Annotated in this window: 23 protein-coding genes; 13 read left to right on the top strand and 10 right to left on the bottom strand. The window is 73.8% G+C overall.

The window, feature by feature from the left end:
• The first annotated feature begins 15 nt into the window (after positions 1–15).
• Entirely contained in the window at positions 16–1,890 is a 1,875-nt protein-coding gene (locus DCS98_RS20355) for a CocE/NonD family hydrolase (RefSeq protein WP_206340367.1), read from the top strand.
• Here the strand turns inward: DCS98_RS20355 and DCS98_RS20350 are convergent.
• Both DCS98_RS20350 and DCS98_RS20345 read right to left on the bottom strand, forming a co-directional pair.
• Positions 1,887–2,288, bottom strand: a complete 402-nt coding sequence (locus DCS98_RS20350; protein ID WP_116453278.1) for a coenzyme B12-dependent isobutyryl CoA mutase small subunit — start codon at positions 2,286–2,288, stop codon at positions 1,887–1,889. The two genes, DCS98_RS20355 and DCS98_RS20350, sit on opposite strands and share 4 nt — an antisense overlap.
• A 32-nt stretch (positions 2,289–2,320) precedes the next feature.
• On the bottom strand, positions 2,321–3,352 hold the full coding sequence (locus DCS98_RS20345) for a hypothetical protein (RefSeq protein WP_241038508.1): 1,032 nt from the start codon (positions 3,350–3,352) through the stop codon (positions 2,321–2,323).
• A 254-nt stretch (positions 3,353–3,606) separates the two neighbouring features.
• Between DCS98_RS20345 and DCS98_RS20340 the strand changes: the two genes are divergently transcribed.
• Positions 3,607–4,494 (top strand): lipase family alpha/beta hydrolase, encoded by an 888-nt coding sequence (locus tag DCS98_RS20340; RefSeq protein WP_116453276.1) that lies wholly within the window; start codon positions 3,607–3,609, stop codon positions 4,492–4,494.
• Positions 4,495–4,688: 194 nt separating this feature from the next.
• Positions 4,689–5,489, top strand: coding sequence for a M23 family metallopeptidase (locus tag DCS98_RS20335; RefSeq protein WP_116453274.1), 801 nt, complete (start codon positions 4,689–4,691; stop codon positions 5,487–5,489).
• A gap of 213 nt (positions 5,490–5,702) precedes the next feature.
• On the opposite strand, the gene pcrA is transcribed toward DCS98_RS20335, so the two are convergent.
• Entirely contained in the window at positions 5,703–7,997 is a 2,295-nt protein-coding gene (pcrA, locus tag DCS98_RS20330) for a DNA helicase PcrA (protein ID WP_116453393.1), read from the bottom strand.
• 272 nt (positions 7,998–8,269) lie between these two features.
• Between pcrA and DCS98_RS20325 the strand changes: the two genes are divergently transcribed.
• The gene (locus DCS98_RS20325) at positions 8,270–8,542 is read left to right on the top strand and encodes a chorismate mutase (protein WP_116453273.1); all 273 of its coding nucleotides are present in this window, start codon (positions 8,270–8,272) and stop codon (positions 8,540–8,542) included.
• A gap of 16 nt (positions 8,543–8,558) precedes the next feature.
• On the opposite strand, the gene DCS98_RS20320 is transcribed toward DCS98_RS20325, so the two are convergent.
• Positions 8,559–8,852 carry a hypothetical protein gene (locus DCS98_RS20320; RefSeq protein ID WP_116453271.1) on the bottom strand — a complete coding sequence of 98 codons (294 nt, stop codon included), beginning with the start codon at positions 8,850–8,852 and terminating at the stop codon, positions 8,559–8,561.
• 83 nt (positions 8,853–8,935) lie between these two features.
• On the opposite strand from DCS98_RS20320, the gene DCS98_RS20315 reads away from it, so the two are divergent.
• From DCS98_RS20315 to DCS98_RS20295, 5 genes are all read left to right on the top strand, one after another.
• Positions 8,936–9,184 carry a hypothetical protein gene (locus DCS98_RS20315; RefSeq protein WP_164704678.1) on the top strand — a complete coding sequence of 83 codons (249 nt, stop codon included), beginning with the start codon at positions 8,936–8,938 and terminating at the stop codon, positions 9,182–9,184.
• A 192-nt stretch (positions 9,185–9,376) separates the two neighbouring features.
• On the top strand, positions 9,377–9,928 hold the full coding sequence (locus DCS98_RS20310; protein ID WP_116453267.1) for a carboxymuconolactone decarboxylase family protein: 552 nt from the start codon (positions 9,377–9,379) through the stop codon (positions 9,926–9,928).
• A complete protein-coding gene (locus DCS98_RS20305; protein ID WP_116453265.1) occupies positions 9,925–10,827 on the top strand; it encodes an RNA polymerase sigma-70 factor in 903 nt (300 codons plus the stop codon). Before DCS98_RS20310 ends, DCS98_RS20305 begins: the two co-directional genes overlap by 4 nt.
• Positions 10,828–10,836: 9 nt before the next feature.
• Positions 10,837–11,568 (top strand): PIG-L deacetylase family protein, encoded by a 732-nt coding sequence (locus DCS98_RS20300; protein ID WP_116453263.1) that lies wholly within the window; start codon positions 10,837–10,839, stop codon positions 11,566–11,568.
• 12 nt (positions 11,569–11,580) lie between these two features.
• Positions 11,581–11,880 (top strand): TfoX/Sxy family protein, encoded by a 300-nt coding sequence (locus tag DCS98_RS20295; RefSeq protein ID WP_116453261.1) that lies wholly within the window; start codon positions 11,581–11,583, stop codon positions 11,878–11,880.
• Here DCS98_RS20295 and DCS98_RS20290 read toward each other — a convergent pair.
• Together DCS98_RS20290 and DCS98_RS20285 are read right to left on the bottom strand one after the other, a co-directional pair.
• Positions 11,877–12,539 (bottom strand): response regulator, encoded by a 663-nt coding sequence (locus DCS98_RS20290; protein WP_116453259.1) that lies wholly within the window; start codon positions 12,537–12,539, stop codon positions 11,877–11,879. The two genes, DCS98_RS20295 and DCS98_RS20290, sit on opposite strands and share 4 nt — an antisense overlap.
• Positions 12,536–13,741: an ATP-binding protein gene (locus DCS98_RS20285; RefSeq protein WP_116453258.1), complete on the bottom strand. Its 1,206-nt coding sequence runs from the start codon at positions 13,739–13,741 to the stop codon at positions 12,536–12,538. The genes DCS98_RS20290 and DCS98_RS20285 overlap by 4 nt, the downstream gene beginning before the upstream one ends.
• A gap of 135 nt (positions 13,742–13,876) precedes the next feature.
• Between DCS98_RS20285 and DCS98_RS20280 the strand changes: the two genes are divergently transcribed.
• The 3 genes from DCS98_RS20280 to DCS98_RS20270 all read left to right on the top strand — a co-directional run bounded on the left by DCS98_RS20280 (position 13,877) and on the right by DCS98_RS20270 (position 15,963).
• Positions 13,877–14,812, top strand: coding sequence for a PspC domain-containing protein (locus DCS98_RS20280; RefSeq protein ID WP_116453256.1), 936 nt, complete (start codon positions 13,877–13,879; stop codon positions 14,810–14,812).
• A complete protein-coding gene (locus tag DCS98_RS20275) occupies positions 14,805–15,107 on the top strand; it encodes a hypothetical protein (protein ID WP_116453255.1) in 303 nt (100 codons plus the stop codon). Before DCS98_RS20280 ends, DCS98_RS20275 begins: the two co-directional genes overlap by 8 nt.
• Before the next feature lie 97 nt (positions 15,108–15,204).
• Positions 15,205–15,963, top strand: coding sequence for an META domain-containing protein (locus DCS98_RS20270; RefSeq protein WP_164704677.1), 759 nt, complete (start codon positions 15,205–15,207; stop codon positions 15,961–15,963).
• 4 nt (positions 15,964–15,967) lie between these two features.
• Here the strand turns inward: DCS98_RS20270 and guaA are convergent, their stop codons facing one another.
• From guaA to guaB, 3 genes are read right to left on the bottom strand one after another with little or no spacing between them, the layout of a single operon-like run.
• On the bottom strand, positions 15,968–17,530 hold the full coding sequence (guaA, locus tag DCS98_RS20265; RefSeq protein ID WP_116453251.1) for a glutamine-hydrolyzing GMP synthase: 1,563 nt from the start codon (positions 17,528–17,530) through the stop codon (positions 15,968–15,970).
• On the bottom strand, positions 17,530–18,666 hold the full coding sequence (locus DCS98_RS20260; protein ID WP_206340366.1) for a GuaB3 family IMP dehydrogenase-related protein: 1,137 nt from the start codon (positions 18,664–18,666) through the stop codon (positions 17,530–17,532). The genes guaA and DCS98_RS20260 overlap by 1 nt, the downstream gene beginning before the upstream one ends.
• Before the next feature lie 2 nt (positions 18,667–18,668).
• The gene (guaB, locus tag DCS98_RS20255; protein WP_116453249.1) at positions 18,669–20,183 is read right to left on the bottom strand and encodes an IMP dehydrogenase; all 1,515 of its coding nucleotides are present in this window, start codon (positions 20,181–20,183) and stop codon (positions 18,669–18,671) included.
• Between the two features lie 124 nt (positions 20,184–20,307).
• Between guaB and DCS98_RS20250 the strand changes: the two genes are divergently transcribed.
• Entirely contained in the window at positions 20,308–20,706 is a 399-nt protein-coding gene (locus DCS98_RS20250) for a DUF5319 family protein (RefSeq protein WP_116453391.1), read from the top strand.
• 72 nt (positions 20,707–20,778) lie between these two features.
• Here DCS98_RS20250 and DCS98_RS20245 read toward each other — a convergent pair.
• Positions 20,779–20,959: response regulator transcription factor (locus DCS98_RS20245; RefSeq protein WP_164704676.1), on the bottom strand; the 181-nt coding region annotated here is incomplete at its 5' end.

Genomic DNA, 20,959 nt, shown 5'->3' with positions numbered 1-20,959 from the left:
CGACGAGGAGTCCCCGTGCGCCGAGCAACGACCGTCCTGGTCACCACCATGCTGACCGCCGGGGGCATGGCCGCGCTCGCGCCACCGGCGTCCGCGTCCGAGATCACCCCGCGGGACCTGACGATCACCGTGACGGGTCTCGGGCCGGAGAACCGGACGTGCCGGATCGACGCCGACCTCTACGTCCCGGCCGGGGTCAGCAAGGCCCGCCCCGCCCCGGCGCTGCTGGCGACCAACGGCTTCGGGGGCACCAAGGACGACCAGGCCGACCTCGCGCAGGGCTTCGGCGAGCAGGGCTACGTGACGCTCTCCTACACGGGCCTCGGCTTCGTCGACGGCGACAACTGCCCCATCACCCTCGACGACCGCGAGCACGACGGGAACGCGGCCGGCCAGCTGGTCCGGTTCCTCGGCGGGGACCCCGCGATCAGCGCCGTCGACGACGCCACCGGGCAGCCGGTGCGGATCGACCAGGTGGTCCGCGAGGACGCGAGGACGGGCGTGCGGTACGACCCCCAGGTCGGCATGACCGGTGGCTCCTACGGCGGGCAGATCCAGTTCGCGACCGCGGGCTTCGAGAAGGCCGCCGGCACCCCGCGGGTCGACGCGATCATCCCGCTGATCACCTGGAACGACCTCTCCTACTCCCTCGCACCGGACAACAGCGGGTTGCCGCAGGGCACCGCGCGCAGCGGCTCGGTGAGCTCGGGGAACAGCGGCGTCTTCAAGTACCAGTGGGCGGCCCTGTTCACGACCGTCGGCGTCATCAACGGCGCGCAGGACCTGCAGGCGCTCGCCGACCCCGAGGCGTTCACCGCCTTCTTCCAGCAGGCCTCGCAGGCGGAGAACTGCGCGAACTTCGAGCCCGAGGTCTGCCGGGCGCTCGCCGAGGTCGCCACGATCGGCTACCCGACCCAGGCGTCGGTCGACTACCTGCGCTCGAACTCGGTGGCCAGCTACATGCGCGACGTGCGGGTGCCGACGCTCATCGGGCAGGGGCAGGCCGACACCCTGTTCAACCTCCAGGAGTCCGTGGCCACCTACACCGCGCTCCGGCGGCAGGGGACGCCGGTCTCGCTCGTCTGGCAATCGTGGGGGCACAGCAGCTCCACCCCCAAGCCGGGTGAGCTGGACATGCGCCACCCCGCGCAGTCGCTGCAGGGCAAGGCGGCGCTGGCGTGGTTCGACCACTACGTCCGTGACCGCGGGCCCAAGCCGCCCCAGGGCTTCGCCTACTACCGCGACTGGGTCTACGAGGCGACCGGCGACATCACCCGGTCCTACGCCGTCGCGCCGTCCTACCCGGTCGGCACCGAGCGGACCTTCCACCTGTCCGGTTCCAGCGCCGGCGGCCGGGACGGCGCCCTGGTCACCTCCCCGACGCAGGTCGTCCCGGGCCTGAGCGCCTACAGCGGGGTGGCGCCGGTCGGGCCGAACTACACCGAGACCTCGGCGCTCGACCAGAGCGGGCCGGTGACCGATCCGCCCGGGACGGCGATCCGCTTCGCGACCGCGCCGCTGACCCGGGCTATGGACGTCGTGGGCTCGCCGCGGCTGACCGTGCGGCTCGACGCACCGACGGTGGCGGCGACCCAGGCGGGTGGCCCGGCCGGCCAGCTCGTCGTCCACGCGAAGGTCTACGACATCGGCCCGGACGGCGCGATCGAGCTGCCGAACCGGCTGATCTCGCCGGTCCGCGTCGCCGACGTCACGAAGCCGGTCACCATCGAGCTGCCGGGGATCGTGCACCGGTTCGAGCGCGGGCACCGGCTCGCCGTCGTCCTCGCCGGTGGCGACCTCGCCTACCGCGGGTCCACGCTCCCCCAGCCGGTCACGCTGACCACCGGGCCGGGACGGGGCCAGCAGCTGACCGTCCCCGTGGTGGGTTAGGCGGCCGCGCCGACGTTGCGCTGGACCCAGTCGACGATCTCGGTGGTGGTGGCGCCGGGCGTGAAGATGCGCCCGACGCCCAGCCGCTCGAGCTCGGGAATGTCCTCGTCCGGGATGATCCCGCCGCCGAAGACGACGACGTCGTCGATGCCGCGCTCGTCCATCAGCTCCCGGAGCCGGGCGAACAGCGTCATGTGCGCCCCCGAGAGGACGGACAGGCCGACGGCGTCGGCGTCCTCCTGGACGACGGTCTCGACGATCTGCTCGGGGGTCTGGTGCAGGCCGGTGTAGACGACCTCCATGCCGGCGTCGCGCAGCGCCCGCGCCACGATCTTGGCGCCGCGGTCGTGCCCGTCGAGGCCCGGCTTGGCGATGACCACCCGGATGCGTTCGTCCACGCCCCGCACCTTATGCAGACGGCCGTCGCCGGTCAGCCCCGGCGCAGCCGCCAGGCCAGCGCGGTGAGGACCGCGTAGCCGACGCCGGTGACGAGCAGGCCCACCCCGGGGAGGGTCCACTCGAGCTCGTCGGACGCCGCAGCGTCCCGGAGCCCGGAGAGGGCGGCGGCCAGGACGGCGACGGCGATCGCGAGCAACCCGCCCACCACGGCGAGGCGCGGGCGCAGGGACGGCGCCACGACCGAGCAGAGCACCACCGCTCCGGCCAGCAGCAGTCCACCCATCAGCGCGAGGCCCGGGCGTTCGAGCAGTGCCTGCGGACCCTCCTGGGTCACGACGGTCTCGAGCCCGGTCGCGGGATCGACGACCAGCCTGTCCGGCACGTCGGCGGCCGGCAGGCTGAGGCAGAGCACCGTCGCGACGCCCAGCAGCACGGCGGCCCCGGCGATCCCGGACCGGACGGCGTCCAGCGCACCCCCGTCGTCCATCACGGTCCTGCCCCACGTTGCGACGGCGACGACGCCGGCCACGACCGTGACGACGAGCGCGACGACGCCGAGGACCCAGCCCGGGCCGGCCTCGACACCGGTGGTGAGAACCCGTTGGCCGGCGAGCACCTCCACTCCGGGCCGTGCCGTGGAACTGCTCCCCCGGTAGATCTCGATGAGCAGCTGCCCGACGCCCAGGGCGCCGGCCACCGCGGCGTAGGCGAGACCGAACTTCGGCACCGCCCCGCGCAGCAGCGTGCTCCCGACCGCCAGCCCGGCGACCGGCACGAGCAGCGCGACGAGGGCGCTGCCCAGCCCGTCGACGGCCGACAGCTCCTCGCCGCCGACGACGAGGTAGGTGGGGAAGGCGGCGGCGATCCCCAGCAGGGCGGCGAGCACCAGCAGCGCGCCGGCGGCCCGTGCACCCGGGGGTACGGCGCCGACGACCACGGTGTCCGCGGGCCGACCGGCGCCCGGCGCCCCGCGTCGGCCGGACGCGGCCGGACGGGCGGAGGTCCGGCGGGCCGTCGGTGCGGTGCGCCGGGCGGCAGACCCGGAGCGGACGTCGCGGGACACGGTTCCCCCTTCGGTCGCCGGCTCGTCGGAGTCCCGACGCCGGTTCCAGTCTGCGGCCGCGGTCGGCGGTCGGAGGGTCACGGATGGCCGCGATCCGGTCACGAACCGGACTCGATCGGCCGATGAACGGGAGCGTTGCGTGTGACGACGGACACACGTGCGCATTACCGTCCGGTGAACGGAGCAGTAGCCGTGCACCTGCGGGGCCGAAACCCGAGCCACCGCCGGTGAGCAGGAGCGGGGGGAGTTCGACCATGCGTCCAGGTGTCGTCCCCGGCGCGGTCCCAGCGTCGCAGACGGGCGGGTCGGCCGGGCCCGCCCCCACCGGCGTCCGGGCGCTCTGCCGGCCGGCCACCCTGACCGGCGGTCTCGCCGAACTCGCCTGGGTCGGGGCCCACGTCCTCATGTACCCGCTGGGCACGCGCACGCCCGCGCTGCGGCTGGACCCCCGGATCCGAACGGGCGAGCAGCCGGCCGCGGTGCGCGCGCTCTTCGCCGACGACCCGCTCGCGGCCCGCACGCCGGTCCTGCTCGTGCACGGCCTGGTCGACAACCGCTCGGTGTTCTCGGTGATGCAGCGCAGCCTGCGCCGGCGGGGGTTCGCCCACGTCTGCACCTGGAACTACAGCCCGCTGCTGACCGACATCGCCCGCGGCGCAGCGGACCTCGGCGAGCACGTCGAGCGGATCTGCGAGCGGACCGGTCACGACCGCGTGCACGTGGTCGGGCACAGCCTGGGTGGCCTCATCGCCCGCCACCTCGTGCAGCGGCAGGGCGGCGACTGCCGCATCGCCTCGCTGGTGACCCTGGGCACCCCGCACTCGGGGTCCGTCCTCGCCCACGTGGTGCCGACCCCGCTGATCCGCCAGCTGCGGCCCGGCTCCCCCGTGCTGCAGGAACTCGCCGAGCCGGCGCCGGGTTGCCGGACACGGATCACCGCGATCTACAGCGACCTGGACCAGATGGTGCTGCCCACCAACTCCGGCCGCTGCGACCACCCGGACCTCGGCGCACGCAACGTGCTCGTCCGCGGTGTCGGGCACATGAGCCTGCCCCGGCAGCGCCACGTCGTGGACGAGGTGGCCGCGACGCTGGCCGGCCGGCGGGACGAGGCGCGGCCCCTGCACCGCGCCGTCGCCTGAGAGCCGTCACACCTCGCACACATCGCGACACGTGCCGTGCGGTGCTTTGTCGCGCCCTGACGCGTCGTTACGGTTCGATCACGGCGCCGGTGACCACCGGCGGACGCCGGACAGCCGTCGTCCCAGCCGCCGTCGCTCCCCCGACGGGCCGTCGACCGGCTCGGCAGGGAAGCGCTCGTCCGGGAAGGTGCGCCTTGGCTCGCAGCAGTGCACCGCAGGTCCTCGAACGGCCCGGCACCGAGCGCGAGCGCACGGCGACGCCCGTCCCCGCCACGGCGGTCACCACCGCGCCCCCCACCACCGAGGTCCTCGAGGCCGAGCCGGTCCCGGCCCGTTCCCGCCGCCGGCTCCCCCACCCGCCCGGCCGACGGGCGCACCTCTGGCTGGCCGCGCTCATCGCCGGCGCGCTGATCGCCGCCGTCCCCGGTCTGACCGGCAGCGGTGAGGAACTGACCGGCACCGCGTCCGACTACGGCCTCGGCGTCGCCGCCGACCTCGCCCTCAGCGGCGGCATCGACGACAGCGGGGTGCGCCGCAGCATCACCGAGGCCGAGGCGCAGGCCCGCCTGGGCGAGCTGGCCGCCTCCCGCGCCGCCCGCGCCCCCAAGACCGTGCTGCCCACCCAGGGCCGGCTCACCACCTGCTACTGCATGCGCTGGGGCCAGATGCACTACGGCCTCGACCTGGCCGCCCCCCTCGGGACGCCGATCTACGCGGCCGCCGACGGCGTGGTGCTCAAGGCCGGCCGGGCGTCGGGCTTCGGCAACGCGGTCTACATCCAGGACGCCGACGGGAACGTCCACATCTACGGGCACATGCGCTACTACAACGTGGCCGCGGGCGACATCGTGCACGCCGGCGACCAGATCGCGAAGGTCGGCAACGAGGGCTACTCGACCGGCCCGCACCTGCACTACGAGATCCACCGCGGCGGCATGGACGGCCGCCCCACCGACCCGCAGGACTGGTTGGCCGAGCACGGCGTGAGCATCTGATCGATCGGGCTCCGCCTGATCGACCGCGGCCAGGTGCCGTGCCCCTGCGGCGTAGAGCCCATCCCGCTCGCTCGTCGAGGACCCTCCGGGCCCGCTCCTCACGGCGCCTCGCGGGGCGGCCCGCCCCGTGTTCCGCAGCTCCAGCCGTCCCCACTTGTGCTCGCGGCTCCCTAGCCGCTCGTCGGGGAACCCTCCGGGCCCCCACTCCTCGGGCTAGAGCTTGACGAGGGGGGCGTAGCGCAGGACGAGACGCTTGGTGCCGCCGGAGCCGAAGTCCACGGTCGCCTGCGCCTTGTCGCCGACGCCGGTGACCTCGACGACCGTGCCGAGGCCGAAAGCGTCGTGGCTCACCCGGTCGCCGACGTCCACCGAGATGATCGGCCGGTTGCCGGCGCCGCCGCGCAGCCCGCCGGTGGACAGCCCGGTGGCGGCCACGCGCGACTGCGCCGAGGAGTAGCCCGTCGACGCGGGGGCGGGCTCCAGCCGCGCCCAGTGCACCGTGTCGGCCGGCAGCTCGTCGAGGAAGCGCGACGGCGGGTTGTACGAGGGCTGGCCCCAGCTCGTGCGGACCTGCGCCCGGGACAGGAACAGCCGCTGCTGGGCGCGGGTGATGCCCACGTAGGCCAGCCGGCGCTCCTCCTCCAGCTCGTGCGGGTCGCCGAGCGCCCGCAGGTGCGGGAAGACGCCGTCCTCGAGGCCGGTCAGGAAGACGACCGGGAACTCCAGCCCCTTGGCGGTGTGCAGCGTCATCATCGTCACCACGCCGGCGTCGTCACCGGTGACCGGGATCTGGTCGGCGTCGGCGACCAGGGACACCTGCTCGAGGAAATCGGTGACCGTGCCGTTCGGGTTGGCCGCCTCGAACTCCGCCGCGACCGAGATGAGCTCGTTGAGGTTGTCGACGCGCCCCTCGTCCTGCGGGTCGGTGCTGGCCTGCAGCTCGGCCAGGTAGCCGGTGCGGTCGAGGATGCTCTCCAGCAGCGCGGCGGGGCCGGAACCGGTCTCCACCAGCTGCTCGAACTCCTCGAGCAGCGCGACGAACTCCTGGATCGCCTTGAGCGAGCGCGTGGCCAGGTCGCCGATCTCGGAACAGCGGCGCAGCGCCGAGGCGAAAGCGATCCGCTCCCGGTCGGCGAAGTTCTCGATGCACGCCTCGGCCCGGTCGCCGATGCCGCGCTTCGGGGTGTTGATGACCCGGCGCAGGCTCACCACGTCGGCCGGGTTGGCGACCACCTTGAGGTAGGCCAGCGCGTCGCGGACCTCCTTGCGCTCGTAGAAGCGCACGCCGCCGACGACCTTGTAGGGCATGCCGACCCGGATGAACACCTCTTCGAACACACGGGAGGCGTTGTTCGTGCGGTAGAAGACCGCGATGTCCTTGGGCTGGGCCGTGCCCTCGTCGACGAGCGCGTCGATCTGCTCGGCGACCCAGGCCGCCTCGTCGTGCTCGTTGTCGGCGACGTAGCCCTCGATCAGCTCGCCGTCGCCCGAGTCGGTCCACAGGTTCTTGGGACGGCGGCCGGTGTTCTTCGAGATGACCTGGTTGGCCGCCTTGAGGATCCGCTGGGTCGAGCGGTAGTTCTGCTCCAGCAGGATCGTGGTGGCCTGCGGGTAGTCGCGCTCGAACTCGTCGATGTTGCGGATCGTCGCGCCGCGGAAGGCGTAGATCGACTGGTCGGCGTCGCCGACGACGCACAGCTCCGCCATCGGCACCGGGCCCGCGCCGTCCCCGACCAGCTCGCGCACCAGCATGTACTGCGCGTGGTTGGTGTCCTGGTACTCGTCGACCAGGACGTGGCGGAACCGGCGCCGGTAGTGCTCGGCGACGTCGGGGAACGCCTGCAGCAGGTGCACGGTGTTCATGATCAGGTCGTCGAAGTCCATCGAGTGCGCCTGGCGCAGCCGCTGCTGGTAGAGCTTGTAGGCCTCGGCCAGCACCTTCTCCGGCGCCGTCTGCGGGACGTAGGCCTCCTCGTCGACCAGCTCGTTCTTCAGGTTCGAGACCTGCGCGGCCAGGCTGCGGCCGGGGTAGCGCTTGGCGTCGAGATCGAGGTCGCGGGCGACCATCGTCATCAGCCGCACCGAGTCGCCCTGGTCGTAGATGGTGAACGACGACTTCAGGCCCAGCTTGGCCGCCTCGGCCCGCAGGATGCGGACGCACATCGAGTGGAACGTGGAGACCCACATGGCGCGGGCGCGGGGGCCGACCAGGTGGGCCACCCGCTCCTTCATCTCGCCGGCAGCCTTGTTCGTGAACGTGATCGCGAGGATCTCGCCCGGCTGGGTGTGCCGGGCCCCGAGGAGGTAGGCGATCCGGTGCGCCAGCACCCGGGTCTTGCCCGAGCCCGCACCGGCGACGATGAGCAACGGGCCGCCCTCGTGGACGACGGCCTGGCGCTGCGGGCCGTTGAGCCCGGCGAGCATCCGCTCGAGCTCGCGCCCGACGGACCCCTTGGCCGTGCGCTGGAGTGCGGCTGTGCCGGGGAGGGCTTCCTGGACGCTGCTCATGACCACATCACTGTAAGCCGGTCGGGGGACACTCCCCCGCCGCCGTCCACGCCCGCCACTCCCGTCCCAGGACGGTCCTGGCGGGGGTGCCCCGGACTGTGGCAGACTCCGATCCGTGCTCGCCACGGTCAGCTTTTACTACGGCCACCGGGATCCGGTGTCCGTCACCGCTGGCTGAGCAACCGCCGCAACAGACGCCCCGGGCCCGAAGAGCCCCGGGGCGTTCTTCGTCTCCGGGGACCTGACGGCCACCCACCCCCGGAGGACATCCCGTGAGCACTCCCACCGCCGTCACCGGCACCGACGTCGAGAGCATCGGCGAGCTGCGCGCCCAGATCGACGCCTGCGACGCCGCCATCATCGAGCTGGTCCAGAAGCGCGTGGCCGTGTCGCAGCAGATCGGTGAGCTGCGGTCGGCCAGCGGCGGCACCCGGCTCAACCTCTCCCGCGAGCAGCAGGTGCTCGACCGCTTCCGCACCGCGCTCGGCCCGGACGGCGCAGCGCTCGGGATGCTGCTGCTGCGCCAGGGCCGGGGCCGGCTGTAGGAGCGGCTCCGACCGGTCAGGGGACCGCGCGCCAGACCAGCGAGTCCTCGTCCCCCATCGCCGACACCTCGAGCAGCGTCCCCGGGCACCGCGCCACGAACTCCGCCCCCAGGTCCTGGGCCAGCCCCAGCGCCGCCTCGAGGCTCTCGGCCGGCTCCTCCGTCGCCACGCGGAGCAGCCCGCGCCCGTCCTCGCGCCACACCCGCAGCGCGTCGTCCCCGGGGCGCAGGCCGGTCGTCAGCGCGTCGACGGCGGAGTCGTCCGGGGACTCGTCGGGGCGCAGCGCGAGGAAGAGCGTGAAGGTGTCCACCGCCGCAGTCTGCCCGCCGTGTATCCGGCGCCTCCGTCACCTCCCTCCTCCGGTCACAGGCCCACCGAGAGGACGTGATGACGATGCCCGAGTCGATCCCCGTTCCGCCGTTCCGCCACCGCCTGCCCGCCGAGGTGGCCGCCCGCATCCAGGCCACCGCACCCCGGCGCCCGATGGCCGCGGTCGTGCTGGTCGCCGGCATCCTCGCCGCGGCCTTCACCGTCGCCGTCCCGGCGGGCGAGGCCCAGGCGATGCGGGACCAGACCTGCGGCCCGGTCGTCGTCGTCGACGCCTTCGGCCACAAGCACACGGTCGAGAACTCCAGCTGCTGACACCCCCGACGTCCGGCCCGGCCGGCCCGCCCTGACCTCGCGGAGCCACGGCCGGGCCGGAGGCCGGACGTGCCGTCCGGTCGCCGGCGCCGGTCGGGTCGGAAGGGGGAGGACCCGGCCGGTGCCGGCCCTGTCACGTCCGCGGCCGCTGCGTCGTCTCCATGCGCACACAGGCACGGAGAGGACGACGACATGGCACGGATCCCGCTCGACCCGCCCCGCACCCGGCTCTACCGCCTCGCCGAGTGGTACGCCCGCCGCACCTACGGCGTGATGCCCGACCCGCTGGCGGCGATGGGGCACCACCCGCGGGTGCTGCTCGCGGACGCGCGCTTCGAGACCTCCCTGGCGAAGTGGAACCGGCTGGACCCGACGCTCAAGGCGCTGGCCGTCATGGCCTCGGCCGTCGAGATCGGCTGCTCGTGGTGCGTCGACTTCGGCTACTGGATCAGCACCCAGGACGGGGTGGACCCGGCGAAGCTCCGCGCCGTCCCCCGGTGGCGTGACAGCGACGTGTTCACCGACCTCGAGCGGCAGGTCATGGCCTACGCCGAGGCGGCGACGGCGACCCCGCCGACCGTGAGCGACGAGATGGTCGACGGCCTGCGGGAGCGGCTGGACGACGCCGAGCTGGTCGAGCTGACCATGATGATCGCCGTGGAGAACGTGCGGTCGCGGTTCAACAGCGCCCTCGGGCTGACCAGCCAGGGGTTCCGCGACCGCTGCGAGGTACCGGCGTCGTGACCGCCGCCCTCGCCCCCTTCGACCGGCACCGGCGGCTGCTGTTCACGGTGGCCTACCAGATGCTGGGCAGCGTCGCCGACGCCGAGGACGTCGTCCAGGACGCCTGGCTGCGCTGGTCGGCGGCGCCGCGGGACGACGTCGTCGACGCACGGGCCTACCTGGTGCAGATCACGACCCGGCTGGCGCTGGACCGCCTGGGATCGGCGCGGGCGCGGCGGGAGACCTACGTCGGCCCGTGGCTGCCCGAGCCGCTGCTCACCGGCGGTGGGGTGGCAGGTGCCCCGCCGGCCCCCGGGCCCGACGAGGCGGCCGAGCTCGGCGAGCAGGTGTCGCTGGCGCTGCTCGTCGTCCTCGAGACGCTCTCCCCCGCCGAGCGGGCGGTCTTCGTCCTCCGGGAGGTGTTCGGGATGCCGGTCGCCGAGGTGGCCGGCGCCCTCGGCCGCAGCGAGGCGGCGGTCAGGCAGACGGCGCACCGGGCGCGCGAGCACGTGGAGGCCCGCCGTCCCCGGTTCGACACCGATCGCCGCGCCCAGCGCGAGGCGACCGAGCGCTTCCTCGCCGCCGCCGCCGGCGGCGACGTCGAGCAGCTGCTGGCCGTGCTCGCGCCGGACGTCGTCCTGGTGAGCGACGGCGGCGGCAAGGCGAAGGCGGCGCTGCGTCCCATCGAGGGCGCCGACAAGGTGGCCCGCTTCGTCGCCGGGGTCTCGTCGCAGGGCCTGGCCGTGCCCGACCTCCGGGTGGAGGTCGCGGACGTCAACGGAGCCCCGGCGATCGTGGCCTGGCAGGGCGGCGAGCCGTTCCTCTCCATGTCGATGGTGCTGGCCGAGGACGGCCGGATCGGCCAGGTGCTGCTGGTGCGCAACCCCGACAAGCTGCGGGGCGTCGCCCTGCGCTCCTAGGCTCGCGCGGTGACCCAGCCACCCCGCGCACCTGCCGCATCCGTCGAGCGCGTCCTCTGCGTGCTCGCCCACCCCGACGACGTCGACTTCGGGAGCGCGGGCACCGTCGCGACGTGGACGGCGGCCGGCACGGAGGTCGTCTACTGCATCGTCACCGACGGCGACGCCGGCGGGTTCGACGAGACGCCGCGCGACCAGATGGGTCCGCTCCGCCAGGCCGAGCAGCGCGCCGCCGCGGCCGCCGTCGGCGTCACCGACGTCCGCTTCCTCGGCTACCCCGACGGGCGGCTGGAGCTGACCCTCGACCTGCGCCGCGACATCAGCCGGGTCATCCGCCAGGTCCGGCCGCAGCGGGTGCTGACGTCGTCCCCCGAGCGGTTCTGGGAGCGGATCGGCGCCAGCCACCCCGACCACATGACGGTCGGCGAATCGACCCTGCGCGCCGTCTACCCCGACGCGCGCAACCCGTTCGCCTTCCCGGAGCTGCTCGAGGACGAGGGGCTCGAGGCCTGGACCGTGCCCGAGGTGTGGCTGGGCGCGAGCCCGCGGGCCGACCACGCCGTCGACGTCACCGACGTGCTCGACCGGAAGCTGGCCGCGCTGCACTGCCACGTCACGCAGGTGAGCCACAACCCCGACATCGACCAGTTCGTCACCGGCTGGATGCGGCAGACGGCGCAGCGGTTCGGCCTCCCCGAGGGCCGGCTCGCGGAGGCCTTCCACGTCGTCCACACGGCGTGATGAGGTCAGGCCATGGCTGACTCCTGGGAGGACCTGGTCGAGCGCACCCGCGGGGGCGACGTCACGCCCGGGACCATGTTCGGCTCGGCAGGTCTGCGGACCGGCAGGAAGTTCTTCGCCATCTGGTGGCACGAGCAGCTCGTCGTGAAGCTGCCGGCCGACCGGTTCCGGCAGCTGGCCGACGCCGGGCTGGCCGAGCAGTTCGAGCCGATGGAGGGCCGCCCGATGAACGGCTGGGCGCTGCTGCACGACGGCGCGGAGTGGGATCCCGTCGTCGCCGAGGCCCGTGCGTGGGTGGAGTCCCAGCGCTAGAGCAGGCGGTTGGTCGCCGCCCAGCGGGTCAGCTCGTTGCGGTTGGACAGCTGGAGCTTGCGCAGCACGTTCGAGGCGTGCGACTCCACCGTCTTCACCGAGATGAACAGCCGCGAGCCGATCTCCCGGTAGGTGTAGCCGCGGGCCAGCAGCTGCATCACCTCGCGCTCGCGCGCGCTGAGCAGGTCCAGCCCCGGGTCGGTCGCCTCCTCCTCCGGCTGCACGGCGGCCACCGGTCCGCCGGCCGCGAACGCGTCCAGCACGAACCCGGCCAGCCGCGGGCTGAAGACGACGTCGCCGTCGGCCACCCGCCGGACGGCGTCGAGCAGGTCCGGCCCCGAGATCGTCTTGGTGACGTAGCCGCGGGCCCCGGCCCGGATGACGGCGATGACGTCCTCGGCGGCGTCGGAGACCGACAGGGCCAGCCACTTCACGTCGGGCAGCTCGGCGCGCAGGGTCTCGAGCACCGCCCGGCCTCCACCACCCGGCATGTGCACGTCGAGCAGGACGACGTCCGGCTCCGTCGCGCGGATGCCCTCGACCGCCGAGGCGACGTCGGCACCCTCGCCGACGAACGCGACGTCGTCCCCGAGCTCCGCGCGCACGCCGGCGCGGACCATCGCGTGGTCGTCGACCACGAAGACGCGGGGGGTGGTCATGCGGCTGCTCCTCTCGGGAGCACGAGCTCCACCTCTGTGCCCTCACCGGGCGCCGACCGGACGACGGCCGTGCCGCCGAGCCGGGTGAGCCGACCGCTGACCGAGTCGCGCAGACCGCGGCGGTCGTCGGACACCTCCGCCGGATCGAACCCCTTGCCGCGGTCGCGCACGTAGACCGACACCCGCTCGGGCGTCACCTCGGTGTAGAGGTCGGCCGCCGTGGCGCCCGAGTGCTTCGCCGCGTTGACCAGCGCCTCGCGGGCGGCCGCGCCGAGCCCGGCCAGCGCCTCGTCGACCGGCGCGTCGCCGACCACGACCGGGTCGACCAGCAGGGCGTGGTCGGCCTCGACCTCGGCGACCACCGCCGCCACCAGCCCGGCCCAGGTGCCGCCCTCGCGCACGACCTTCGGGTCGTACAGCCAGGCGCGCAGTTCCCGCTCCTGGCCGCGGGCCAGCCGGCTCACCGCCTGCGGGTCCTCGGCGTGGCGCTGGATGAGGGCCAGGGTCTGCAGCACCGAGTCGTGCAGGTGGGCGGCGACGGCGGCCCGCTCCTCCGAGCGCACGCGCGCGGTGCGCTCCTCCGCGCGGGAGGCCAGCAGCCGCCGCCAGATCGGCGCGGTCGCGAGGACCAGGCCGGTGAGGATGACGAGGGTCGCGGCGAAGCCGTTCCGGGCGTTGGCCAGCTGGCCCGTGGTCGCCAGCAGCAGGATGAGGCCCCCGGCCGCCAGCGCCGCGCCTCCGGCCAGCGCCCAGCGGACGCCGGGCAGGTTGAGCGTCCGGTCGGTGTCGAGCTGACGCCAGATCACCGCCATGCCGACGGCGAGCACCAGCAGCGGCACGACCAGGTCGCCGTTGCTCAGCCTCGCAACCTGCCCGAGCACCGTGACGGCGGCGATCCCCAGCAGCACGAGGGTGACCACCTGGCGCTTGCCGGTCGGGCGCTGGAGCCGGATCGCGGCCGGCGTCGGGTCCTCCCCCGGCGCGGCGACGGGCATGGTCAGCCAGAGCAGGCCGTACATGACGATGCCGATGCCGAAGCTGGCGAGCACGACGAACGCCACGCGCACCACCAGGGGGTCCTGCTTCAGGTGGGACGCGGTGCCGACGGCCACGCCGGCCAGCAGGCGTCCCGACCGCGGGCGCACCAGCGGCGGCCGGTCCGCCGTCGTCGCGGGGGGCGCCCCGGTCGCAGTGGTGGTCACATACCCGATCGTCGCACCGCGGGCCACGCCTCCGACACGGGTGATCACCCTGGAAGAGCAGGCGCGGCCGATCCAGGGTCGGATGGGGGGCTTCCCTGATGGAATCCGGGCGCCGCGGTGGGCAGGCTTCCGGTCATGACATCCGCTCCGCCCCCCGCAGCTCCGCCGCCCCTGCCCCCGGCGATGGAGCCCCCGTCCTGGCCGCCGCCTCCTCCCGAGCCGCCGGCGGCTCGTCCCCAGCTGCGCCGCAGCCGCACCGACAAGATCCTCGGCGGCGTCAACGGCGGCCTGGCCGAGTACACCGGCATCGACGCCCTGCTCTGGCGGGTCGGGTTCGTCGCCCTGACCCTCGCCGCCGGCACCGGCGTCATCGTCTACCTGCTGCTGTGGGTGCTCATGCCGGCCGGCCCGCCCGGCGCCCCCGGCTCCGCGGTCGCCCCGGCGCCGCAGAAGCCGGCCCTGCCCCGGTCGCCGGTTCCGCGGATCACCGTTGCCGCCTTGCTGATCGTCGCCGGGCTCATGGCCGCCGTCACGAACCTCAGCGACTGGGACATCGGCCCGCGCGGCGTCCTCGGCGGCCTGCTGGCCGTGGTGGGGCTCGGTCTCGTCGCCGCCGCGTTCAGCGGCGGGCGGACCGCGCGGGGCGGCCTCATCGCCCTCGGCGTGGTCCTCTCGCTGGCCCTGGTCGCCGTCTCGACCGTGGGCGACACGGACGGCGGCGTCGGTGACCGGACCTACCGGCCGGCCACCGTGTCCGAGCTCCGGGACGTCTACAGCGGGGGCATCGGCGACGTCACCGTCGACCTGAGCCGGCTGGACCAGGGGATCTCCGGACGGGGACTGGAGGTGGAGATCGACCACGGCGTGGGCGACCTCGAGATCATCGTGCCCCGCTCGGCGGACGTGCAGCTGGAGGGCAACCACGGCCTCGGCGACATGGACGTCTTCGACAGCTCCGAGTCCGACGGCTTCTTCCCCGGGGCGGGCCGGTCATGGTCCGACGACGGCCGGGCCGAGTTCGTGATCACCGTCAACGCAGGTGTGGGAGACGTGGAGGTGTCCCGTGGCTGACTACAGCGAGTTCCCGACCACGCCGACCGCCTGGCAGGAGGCGCAGCTCAAGGACTGGCAGACGGTGCTGCCGCTGTCGACCGAGGACCCCGAGCCGCCGCGCAAGCGGGCGGTCGACCTCACCGCACTGGTGCCCGGCGTGCTGTTCCTCGCCCTGGCGGTCGTGGCGATGGCCGGCGTCGACCTGCCGTTCGGGTTCTGGGAGAACGGTGGCTTCGTCTGGATCCTGCTGATCGGCGGCGGCATCGCGCTGCTGGTGTCGGAGCTGAAGAAGTCCCGGCGGCGCCGTAGCTGACCGGCGGAGCGGACGTCGGGAGGGCCCGGGGAGCGATCGCTCCCCGGGCCCTCCGCCGTGCGGGAACCGAGATGCGCCGCGGGGCGTCGGAGTGAGCGTGCACCGCGCAGCCCTCCTGCTCGCCGCCGTCCTGGCGCTCGCCGCCTGCGGCGGGGGCGCCGGCAGCGGGCCGGACCTGGCCGGCGAGTGGGAGTTCACCGGAGGGACGGCGGACGGCGCGGCCCTCCCCCGGCCCGACGGCACGGCGGCGACCCTCGAGGTGGACGGGGACGAGCTGCGCGGCACCGCGTTCTGCAACCACTGGTTCGCCTCCTACCGGCTCGACGGGTCGTCGTTCACGGTGTCGGGTCTGGGCAGCACCGAGATGGGCTGCGCGCCCGATGTGCTCGCCGCCGAGAGCGCCTTCCTGGCCGCCCTCGGCGCGGTGGACACGGCGGCGTCGGGCGACGACGGGCTGCTGCTCTCCGGCGACGGGGTCGAGCTGCGCTTCACCCGTGCGGCGTCGGTCCCCGACAGCCCGCTCGAGGGCACCCGCTGGGTGCTCGAGACGGTCGTGGACGGGGCGACCGCGAGCTCCACCGTCGGGGAACCGGCGGTCCTGCGGCTGGACGGCGACGGGACCGCCGAGGCCACGACCGGCTGCCGCACGATCACCGGCCGCTGGCTGCTGGAGGACGGCGCCCTGGTGATCGACGACCTGCTGGCCGACGGCATCGACTGCCCGCCCGAGGTCGCGCAGCAGGACGTAGCGGTGTCCTCGGTGCTGGGCGGCAGTCCGGCCACCGAGGTCACCGAGGACCGCCTCACCCTCACAGCCGACGACGGGCGGGGCCTCGTCTACCGGGACGCGGGCTGAGGAACTACTCCCACTCGATGGTGCCCGGCGGCTTGCTGGTGACGTCGAGGGTGACCCGGTTGACCTCGCGCACCTCGTTGGTGATGCGGGTCGAGATCCGCGCCAGCACGTCGTAGGGCAGCCGCGTCCAGTCGGCGGTCATCGCGTCCTCGCTCGACACCGGCCGCAGCACGATCGGGTGCCCGTAGGTCCGCCCGTCGCCCTGGACGCCGACCGACCGGACGTCGGCCAGCAGCACGACGGGGCACTGCCAGATCTCCCGGTCCAGCTTCGCCGCAGTGAGCTCGGCGCGGACGATCGCGTCGGCCTTGCGCAGGATGTCCAGCCGTTCCTGGGTCACCTCGCCGACGATGCGGATGCCGAGGCCGGGACCCGGGAAGGGCTGGCGCCACACCATGGCCTCGGGCAGGCCCAGCTGGAGGCCGACCTCGCGGACCTCGTCCTTGAACAGCGTGCGCAGCGGCTCGACCAGCGTGAACTGCAGGTCCTCCGGCAGGCCGCCCACGTTGTGGTGGCTCTTGATGTTCGCCGTCCCGGACCCGCCGCCGGACTCGACGACGTCGGGGTAGAGCGTCCCCTGCACGAGGAAGTCGACGGTGTCGCCGTGCTCCTTGGCGTCGCCGACGACGTCGAGCGCGGCCTGCTCGAAGACCCGGATGAACTCCCGGCCGATGATCTTCCGCTTCTCCTCGGGGTCGGAGACCCCGGCCAGCGCGCCGAGGAACTGCTCGCGGGCGTCGACCACCCGCAGGTCCACACCGGTGACGGCGACGAAGTCGCGCTCGATCTGCTCGGTCTCGCCCTCGCGCATCAGCCCGTGGTCGACGTAGACGCAGGTGAGCCGGTCACCGATCGCCCGCTGGACCAGGGCGGCCGCGACGGCGGAGTCGACCCCGCCGGACAGCGCGCACAGCGCCCGGCCCTCGCCGACCTGCTCGCGGATCCGCTCGACCTGCTCCTCGACGACGTTGGCCATCGTCCAGGTCGGCTCGAGGCCGGCGATGTCGAACAGGAAGTGCTCGAGCACCGTCTGCCCGTGCGCGGTGTGCCGCACCTCGGGGTGGAACTGCACGCCGGCGAGCTTGCGGTCCACGTCCTCGAAAGCGGCCACCGGGGCGCCGGTCGACGTCGCCGTCACGGTGAAGCCGGGCGGCGCCTGCGAGACGGCGTCCCCGTGGCTCATCCAGACGTCCTGCTGGACCGGGAGCTCCCCGAACAGCCGGCCGGCCGTCGTGACGGTCAGCGGCGTTCCGCCGTACTCGCGGTCACCGGTGTGCGCGACGGAGCCGCCGAGGCTCTGCGCCATCGCCTGGAAGCCGTAGCAGATGCCGAAGGCCGGGACGCCGGCCTCGAACAGCGCCGGGTCGACCTGCGGGGCGCCGGGCGCGTAGACGCTCGACGGGCCGCCCGAGAGCACGATCGCCGCGGGCTTGCGGGCGACGATCTCCTCGGCGGGCACGTCGGAGGGGACGATCTCCGAGTAGACGCCCGCCTCGCGGATCCGCCGGGCGATCAGCTGCGCGTACTGGGCACCGAAGTCGACGACGAGGACGGTCGGGAAGTCCATCAGTCCGCCTGACCGCCGATCACGAGATCGACCCGCTGGAACTCCTTGAGGTCCCGGTAGCCGGTCTTGGCCATCGTGCGGGCCAGGGCGCCGAACAGGTTGGTGCGGCCGTCGGAGCTCGCCGCCGGGCCGAGCAGCACCTGCTCGAGCGGGCCGACCGGCTGCACGGGGGCCGAGGTGCCACCGCGCGGCAGCCGCGGGTGGGCGGCCACCGAGTCCCACCAGATCCCGCCGGCGGGCGCCTCGGTGGCGATCCGCAGCGACTCCCCCAGCTGCACCGCGTCGGCGCCGCAGGCCAGGGCGCGGGCGATCGCGCCGCTGGTCTCGATCCGGCCGTTGGCGATGACGTGCACGTACCGGCCACCGGTCTCGTCGAGGTAGTCGCGGCGGGCGGCCGCGGCGTCGGCGATGGCACTGGCCAGCGGCACGCGGATGCCGAGCACGTCGTCGCTGGTGGAGAAGCTGTCGGCGCCCACGCCGACGACGACGCCCGCCGCGCCGGTGCGCATCAGGTGCAGGGCGGTCGTGTAGTTCGCCGCCCCGCCCACGATCACCGGGACGTCGAGGTCGGCGATGAACTGCTTGAGGTTGAGGGCGTCGCCCTGCGTCGTCACGTGCTCGGCCGAGACGATCGTCCCCTGGATGACCAGCAGGTCGACGCCTGCCTTCAGCGCCGCGGGCGCGAGCTGCTCGGTGTGCTGCGGCGAGACCCGCACCGCCGTCGTCACCCCGGCGTCGCGCATCTCGCGGATCCGCTCGGCGACGAGCCCGGGTTTCACCGGCTCGCAGTAGACGTCCTGCAGCAGCGCCACCGGCGGCGCCCCGGCGCCCGCAGCGTCCCGGAGCTTGCGGTACACCGGCTCCGGGTCCTCGTACCGGGTCCAGAGCCCCTCGGCGTTCAGGACGCCGAGGCCACCGGCCTGGCCCACCGCGATCGCCGTCGCCGGGCTGACCACGGCGTCCGACGGGCTGGTGACCAGCGGGATGCCGAACCGGAAGGCGTCGATCTGCCAGGCGGTCGAGACGTCGTCGACGTCCCGCGTGCGCCGGGACGGGACGATCGAGACCTCGTCCAGGTCGTAGCCCCGGCGGGCGAAGCGGTTGAGCCCGATCTCGACGGTGTCACGCACGCTCATGCTCAGCGACCTCGGTAGTTGGGGGCCTCGACGGTCATCTGGATGTCGTGCGGGTGGCTCTCGACCAGGCCCGCCGACGTGATGCGGGTCAGCCGGCCGCGCTCCTTGAGGTCGGCGACCGTGGCCGCGCCCGCGTAGCCCATCGAGGCGCGCAGCCCGCCGACGAGCTGGTGGGCGACGCCCTGCAGCGCGCCGCGGTAGGGCACCTGGCCCTCGATGCCCTCGGGGACGAGCTTGTCGTCGGAGAGGACGTCGTCGGCGAAGTAGCGGTCGCGGCTGAACGACTGGTTGCCGCGCTTCTGCATCGCGCCCAGCGAGCCCATGCCGCGGTAGGTCTTGTACTGCTTGCCGTTCATGAAGACCAGCTCGCCCGGCGCCTCCTCGACGCCGGCGAACAGCCCGCCGATCATCACGGTGTCGGCGCCGGCGACCAGGGCCTTGGCGATGTCACCGGAGTACTGGAGCCCGCCGTCGGCGATCACCGGCACACCGGCCGGGCCGGCCGCCAGCCACGCCTCGTAGATGGCGCTGACCTGGGGGACGCCGACACCGGCGACCACGCGGGTGGTGCAGATGGAGCCGGGCCCGACGCCGACCTTCACCGCGTCCACCCCGGCGTCGACGAGGGCCTGGGCGCCGTCGCGGGTGGCGATGTTGCCGCCGACGACCTCGACGCCACCGTCGCCGCCGAAGTCCTTCTTCACGCGAGCGACCATGTCGAGGACGGCGCGCTGGTGGCCGTGCGCGGTGTCGACGACGAGGACGTCGACACCCGCGTCGACGAGCAGGCCGGCGCGCTTGTAGGCGTCCTCGCCGACGCCCAGGGCAGCGCCCACCACGAGGCGGCCGTCGGCGTCCTTGGTGGAGTTCGGGTACTGGTCGCGCTTGACGAAGTCCTTGACCGTGATGAGCCCGCGCAGCCGGCCGCCCTCGTCGACGATCGGCAGCTTCTCGATCTTGTGCTTCGACAGCAGGGTCAGCGCGGTGTCCGCGTCCACCCCCACGGGCGCGGTCACCAGCGGCATCGGCGTCATGACGTCGCGGACCAGCCGGTCGTGGTCGGTCTCGAAGCGCATGTCGCGGTTGGTCACGATGCCGAGCAGGACGCCGTCGGCGTCGACCACGGGGGCACCGGAGATGCGGTAGCGGGCCGACAGCGCGTCGACCTCGGCGAGCGTGTTGTCGGGCGAGCAGGTGACCGGGTTGGTGACCATGCCGGCCTCGGACCGCTTCACCAGGTCGACCTGGCCCGCCTGGTCCTCGGCGGCGAGGTTGCGGTGCAGGACGCCCATGCCGCCGACGCGGGCCATCGCGATCGCCATGCGCGCCTCGGTGACGGTGTCCATCGCGCTGGACAGCAGCGGCACGGCCAGCCGGATGCGGCGGGTGACCTGGCTGCTGGTGTCCACCTCGGTCGGGACGATGTCGGACGCCCCCGGGATCAGCAGGACGTCGTCGTAGGTCAGCCCGAGCGGGGCGAACTTCGCCGGGAGCTCGGGTACGTAGTCGGCCTGCATGTGCCGCCACCCTCCAGGAATCGGGGCCGGACTCCGCACCGGGCGCAGGAAGTCCGTGCACGATCGTAGGCGGCGGCGCAGAAGGCGCGGTGCGCTGCCTGCCGGGGCGGTTACGGTGGAGGACGTGACTCCGTTCGACGACGCCTCCGGCCCCGACTTCGGGCCCCTCGACCCGCCGGGTCAGCCTCCGCTGACGATGGAGGAGCGCGCCGGTGTCCTGGACGACCTCGCCGAGCTCGAGGTGTTCCGCACCCTGCTCGAGCCGACGGGCATCAAGGGCATCGTCGTCGACTGCCCCGACTGCGACGAGGAGCACCACGTCGACTGGGCGCTGATGCAGGCCAACCTGCGCCAGCTCCTCGACGAGGGGCAGACCGGCCGCCACGAGCCGCCGTTCGACCCGAACCCCGACGACTACGTCAGCTGGGACTACGCCAGCGGGTACGCCGACGGAGTCGCGGCGACGGCCGAGCACGAGGAGCCGACCGGAAAGCACGGCGGCCGGCACGCCCGCGACGACTGAGCGCACGTCACCACGCACCGAGGGCTGCCTCCCGTGATCGGGAGGCAGCCCTCGGTGCGTTCTCGCCTGCTGTCAGGTCATGATGCCGCGGCGGAAACCCGTCGCGACGGCCTCGGCGCGATCCTTCGCACCGAGCTTGCGGAAGAGCCGGCGGGCGTGGGTCTTGATGGTGTCCTCGGACAGGTAGAGCTCCCGGCCGATCTGGGCGTTGCTCTTGCCCTGGCTCATGCCGGTGAGCACCTGCATCTCGCGC

This window comes from Blastococcus litoris (assembly GCF_003075095.1).
GTDB classification, from domain to species: domain Bacteria; phylum Actinomycetota; class Actinomycetes; order Mycobacteriales; family Geodermatophilaceae; genus Blastococcus_B; species Blastococcus_B litoris.
The sequence above is the reverse complement of the archived record's forward strand: the minus strand, read 5'-3'. Positions and strand labels throughout refer to the sequence as shown.

Bases quoted from the DNA above. Each gene is read 5' to 3' on its own strand.
- DCS98_RS20290 (WP_116453259.1), bottom strand. From the start codon at position 12,539: ATGACCACCCCCCGCGTCTTCGTGGTCGACGACCACGCGATGGTCCGC.
- guaA (WP_116453251.1), bottom strand. From the start codon at position 17,530: ATGGACTTCCCGACCGTCCTCGTCGTCGACTTCGGTGCCCAGTACGCG.
- guaB (WP_116453249.1), bottom strand. From the start codon at position 20,183: ATGCAGGCCGACTACGTACCCGAGCTCCCGGCGAAGTTCGCCCCGCTC.
- DCS98_RS20260 (WP_206340366.1), bottom strand. From the start codon at position 18,666: ATGAGCGTGCGTGACACCGTCGAGATCGGGCTCAACCGCTTCGCCCGC.
- DCS98_RS20295 (WP_116453261.1), top strand. From the start codon at position 11,581: ATGGCTGACTCCTGGGAGGACCTGGTCGAGCGCACCCGCGGGGGCGAC.
- DCS98_RS20340 (WP_116453276.1), top strand. From the start codon at position 3,607: ATGCGTCCAGGTGTCGTCCCCGGCGCGGTCCCAGCGTCGCAGACGGGC.
- DCS98_RS20310 (WP_116453267.1), top strand. From the start codon at position 9,377: ATGGCACGGATCCCGCTCGACCCGCCCCGCACCCGGCTCTACCGCCTC.
- pcrA (WP_116453393.1), bottom strand. From the start codon at position 7,997: ATGAGCAGCGTCCAGGAAGCCCTCCCCGGCACAGCCGCACTCCAGCGC.
- DCS98_RS20315 (WP_164704678.1), top strand. From the start codon at position 8,936: ATGCCCGAGTCGATCCCCGTTCCGCCGTTCCGCCACCGCCTGCCCGCC.
- DCS98_RS20280 (WP_116453256.1), top strand. From the start codon at position 13,877: ATGACATCCGCTCCGCCCCCCGCAGCTCCGCCGCCCCTGCCCCCGGCG.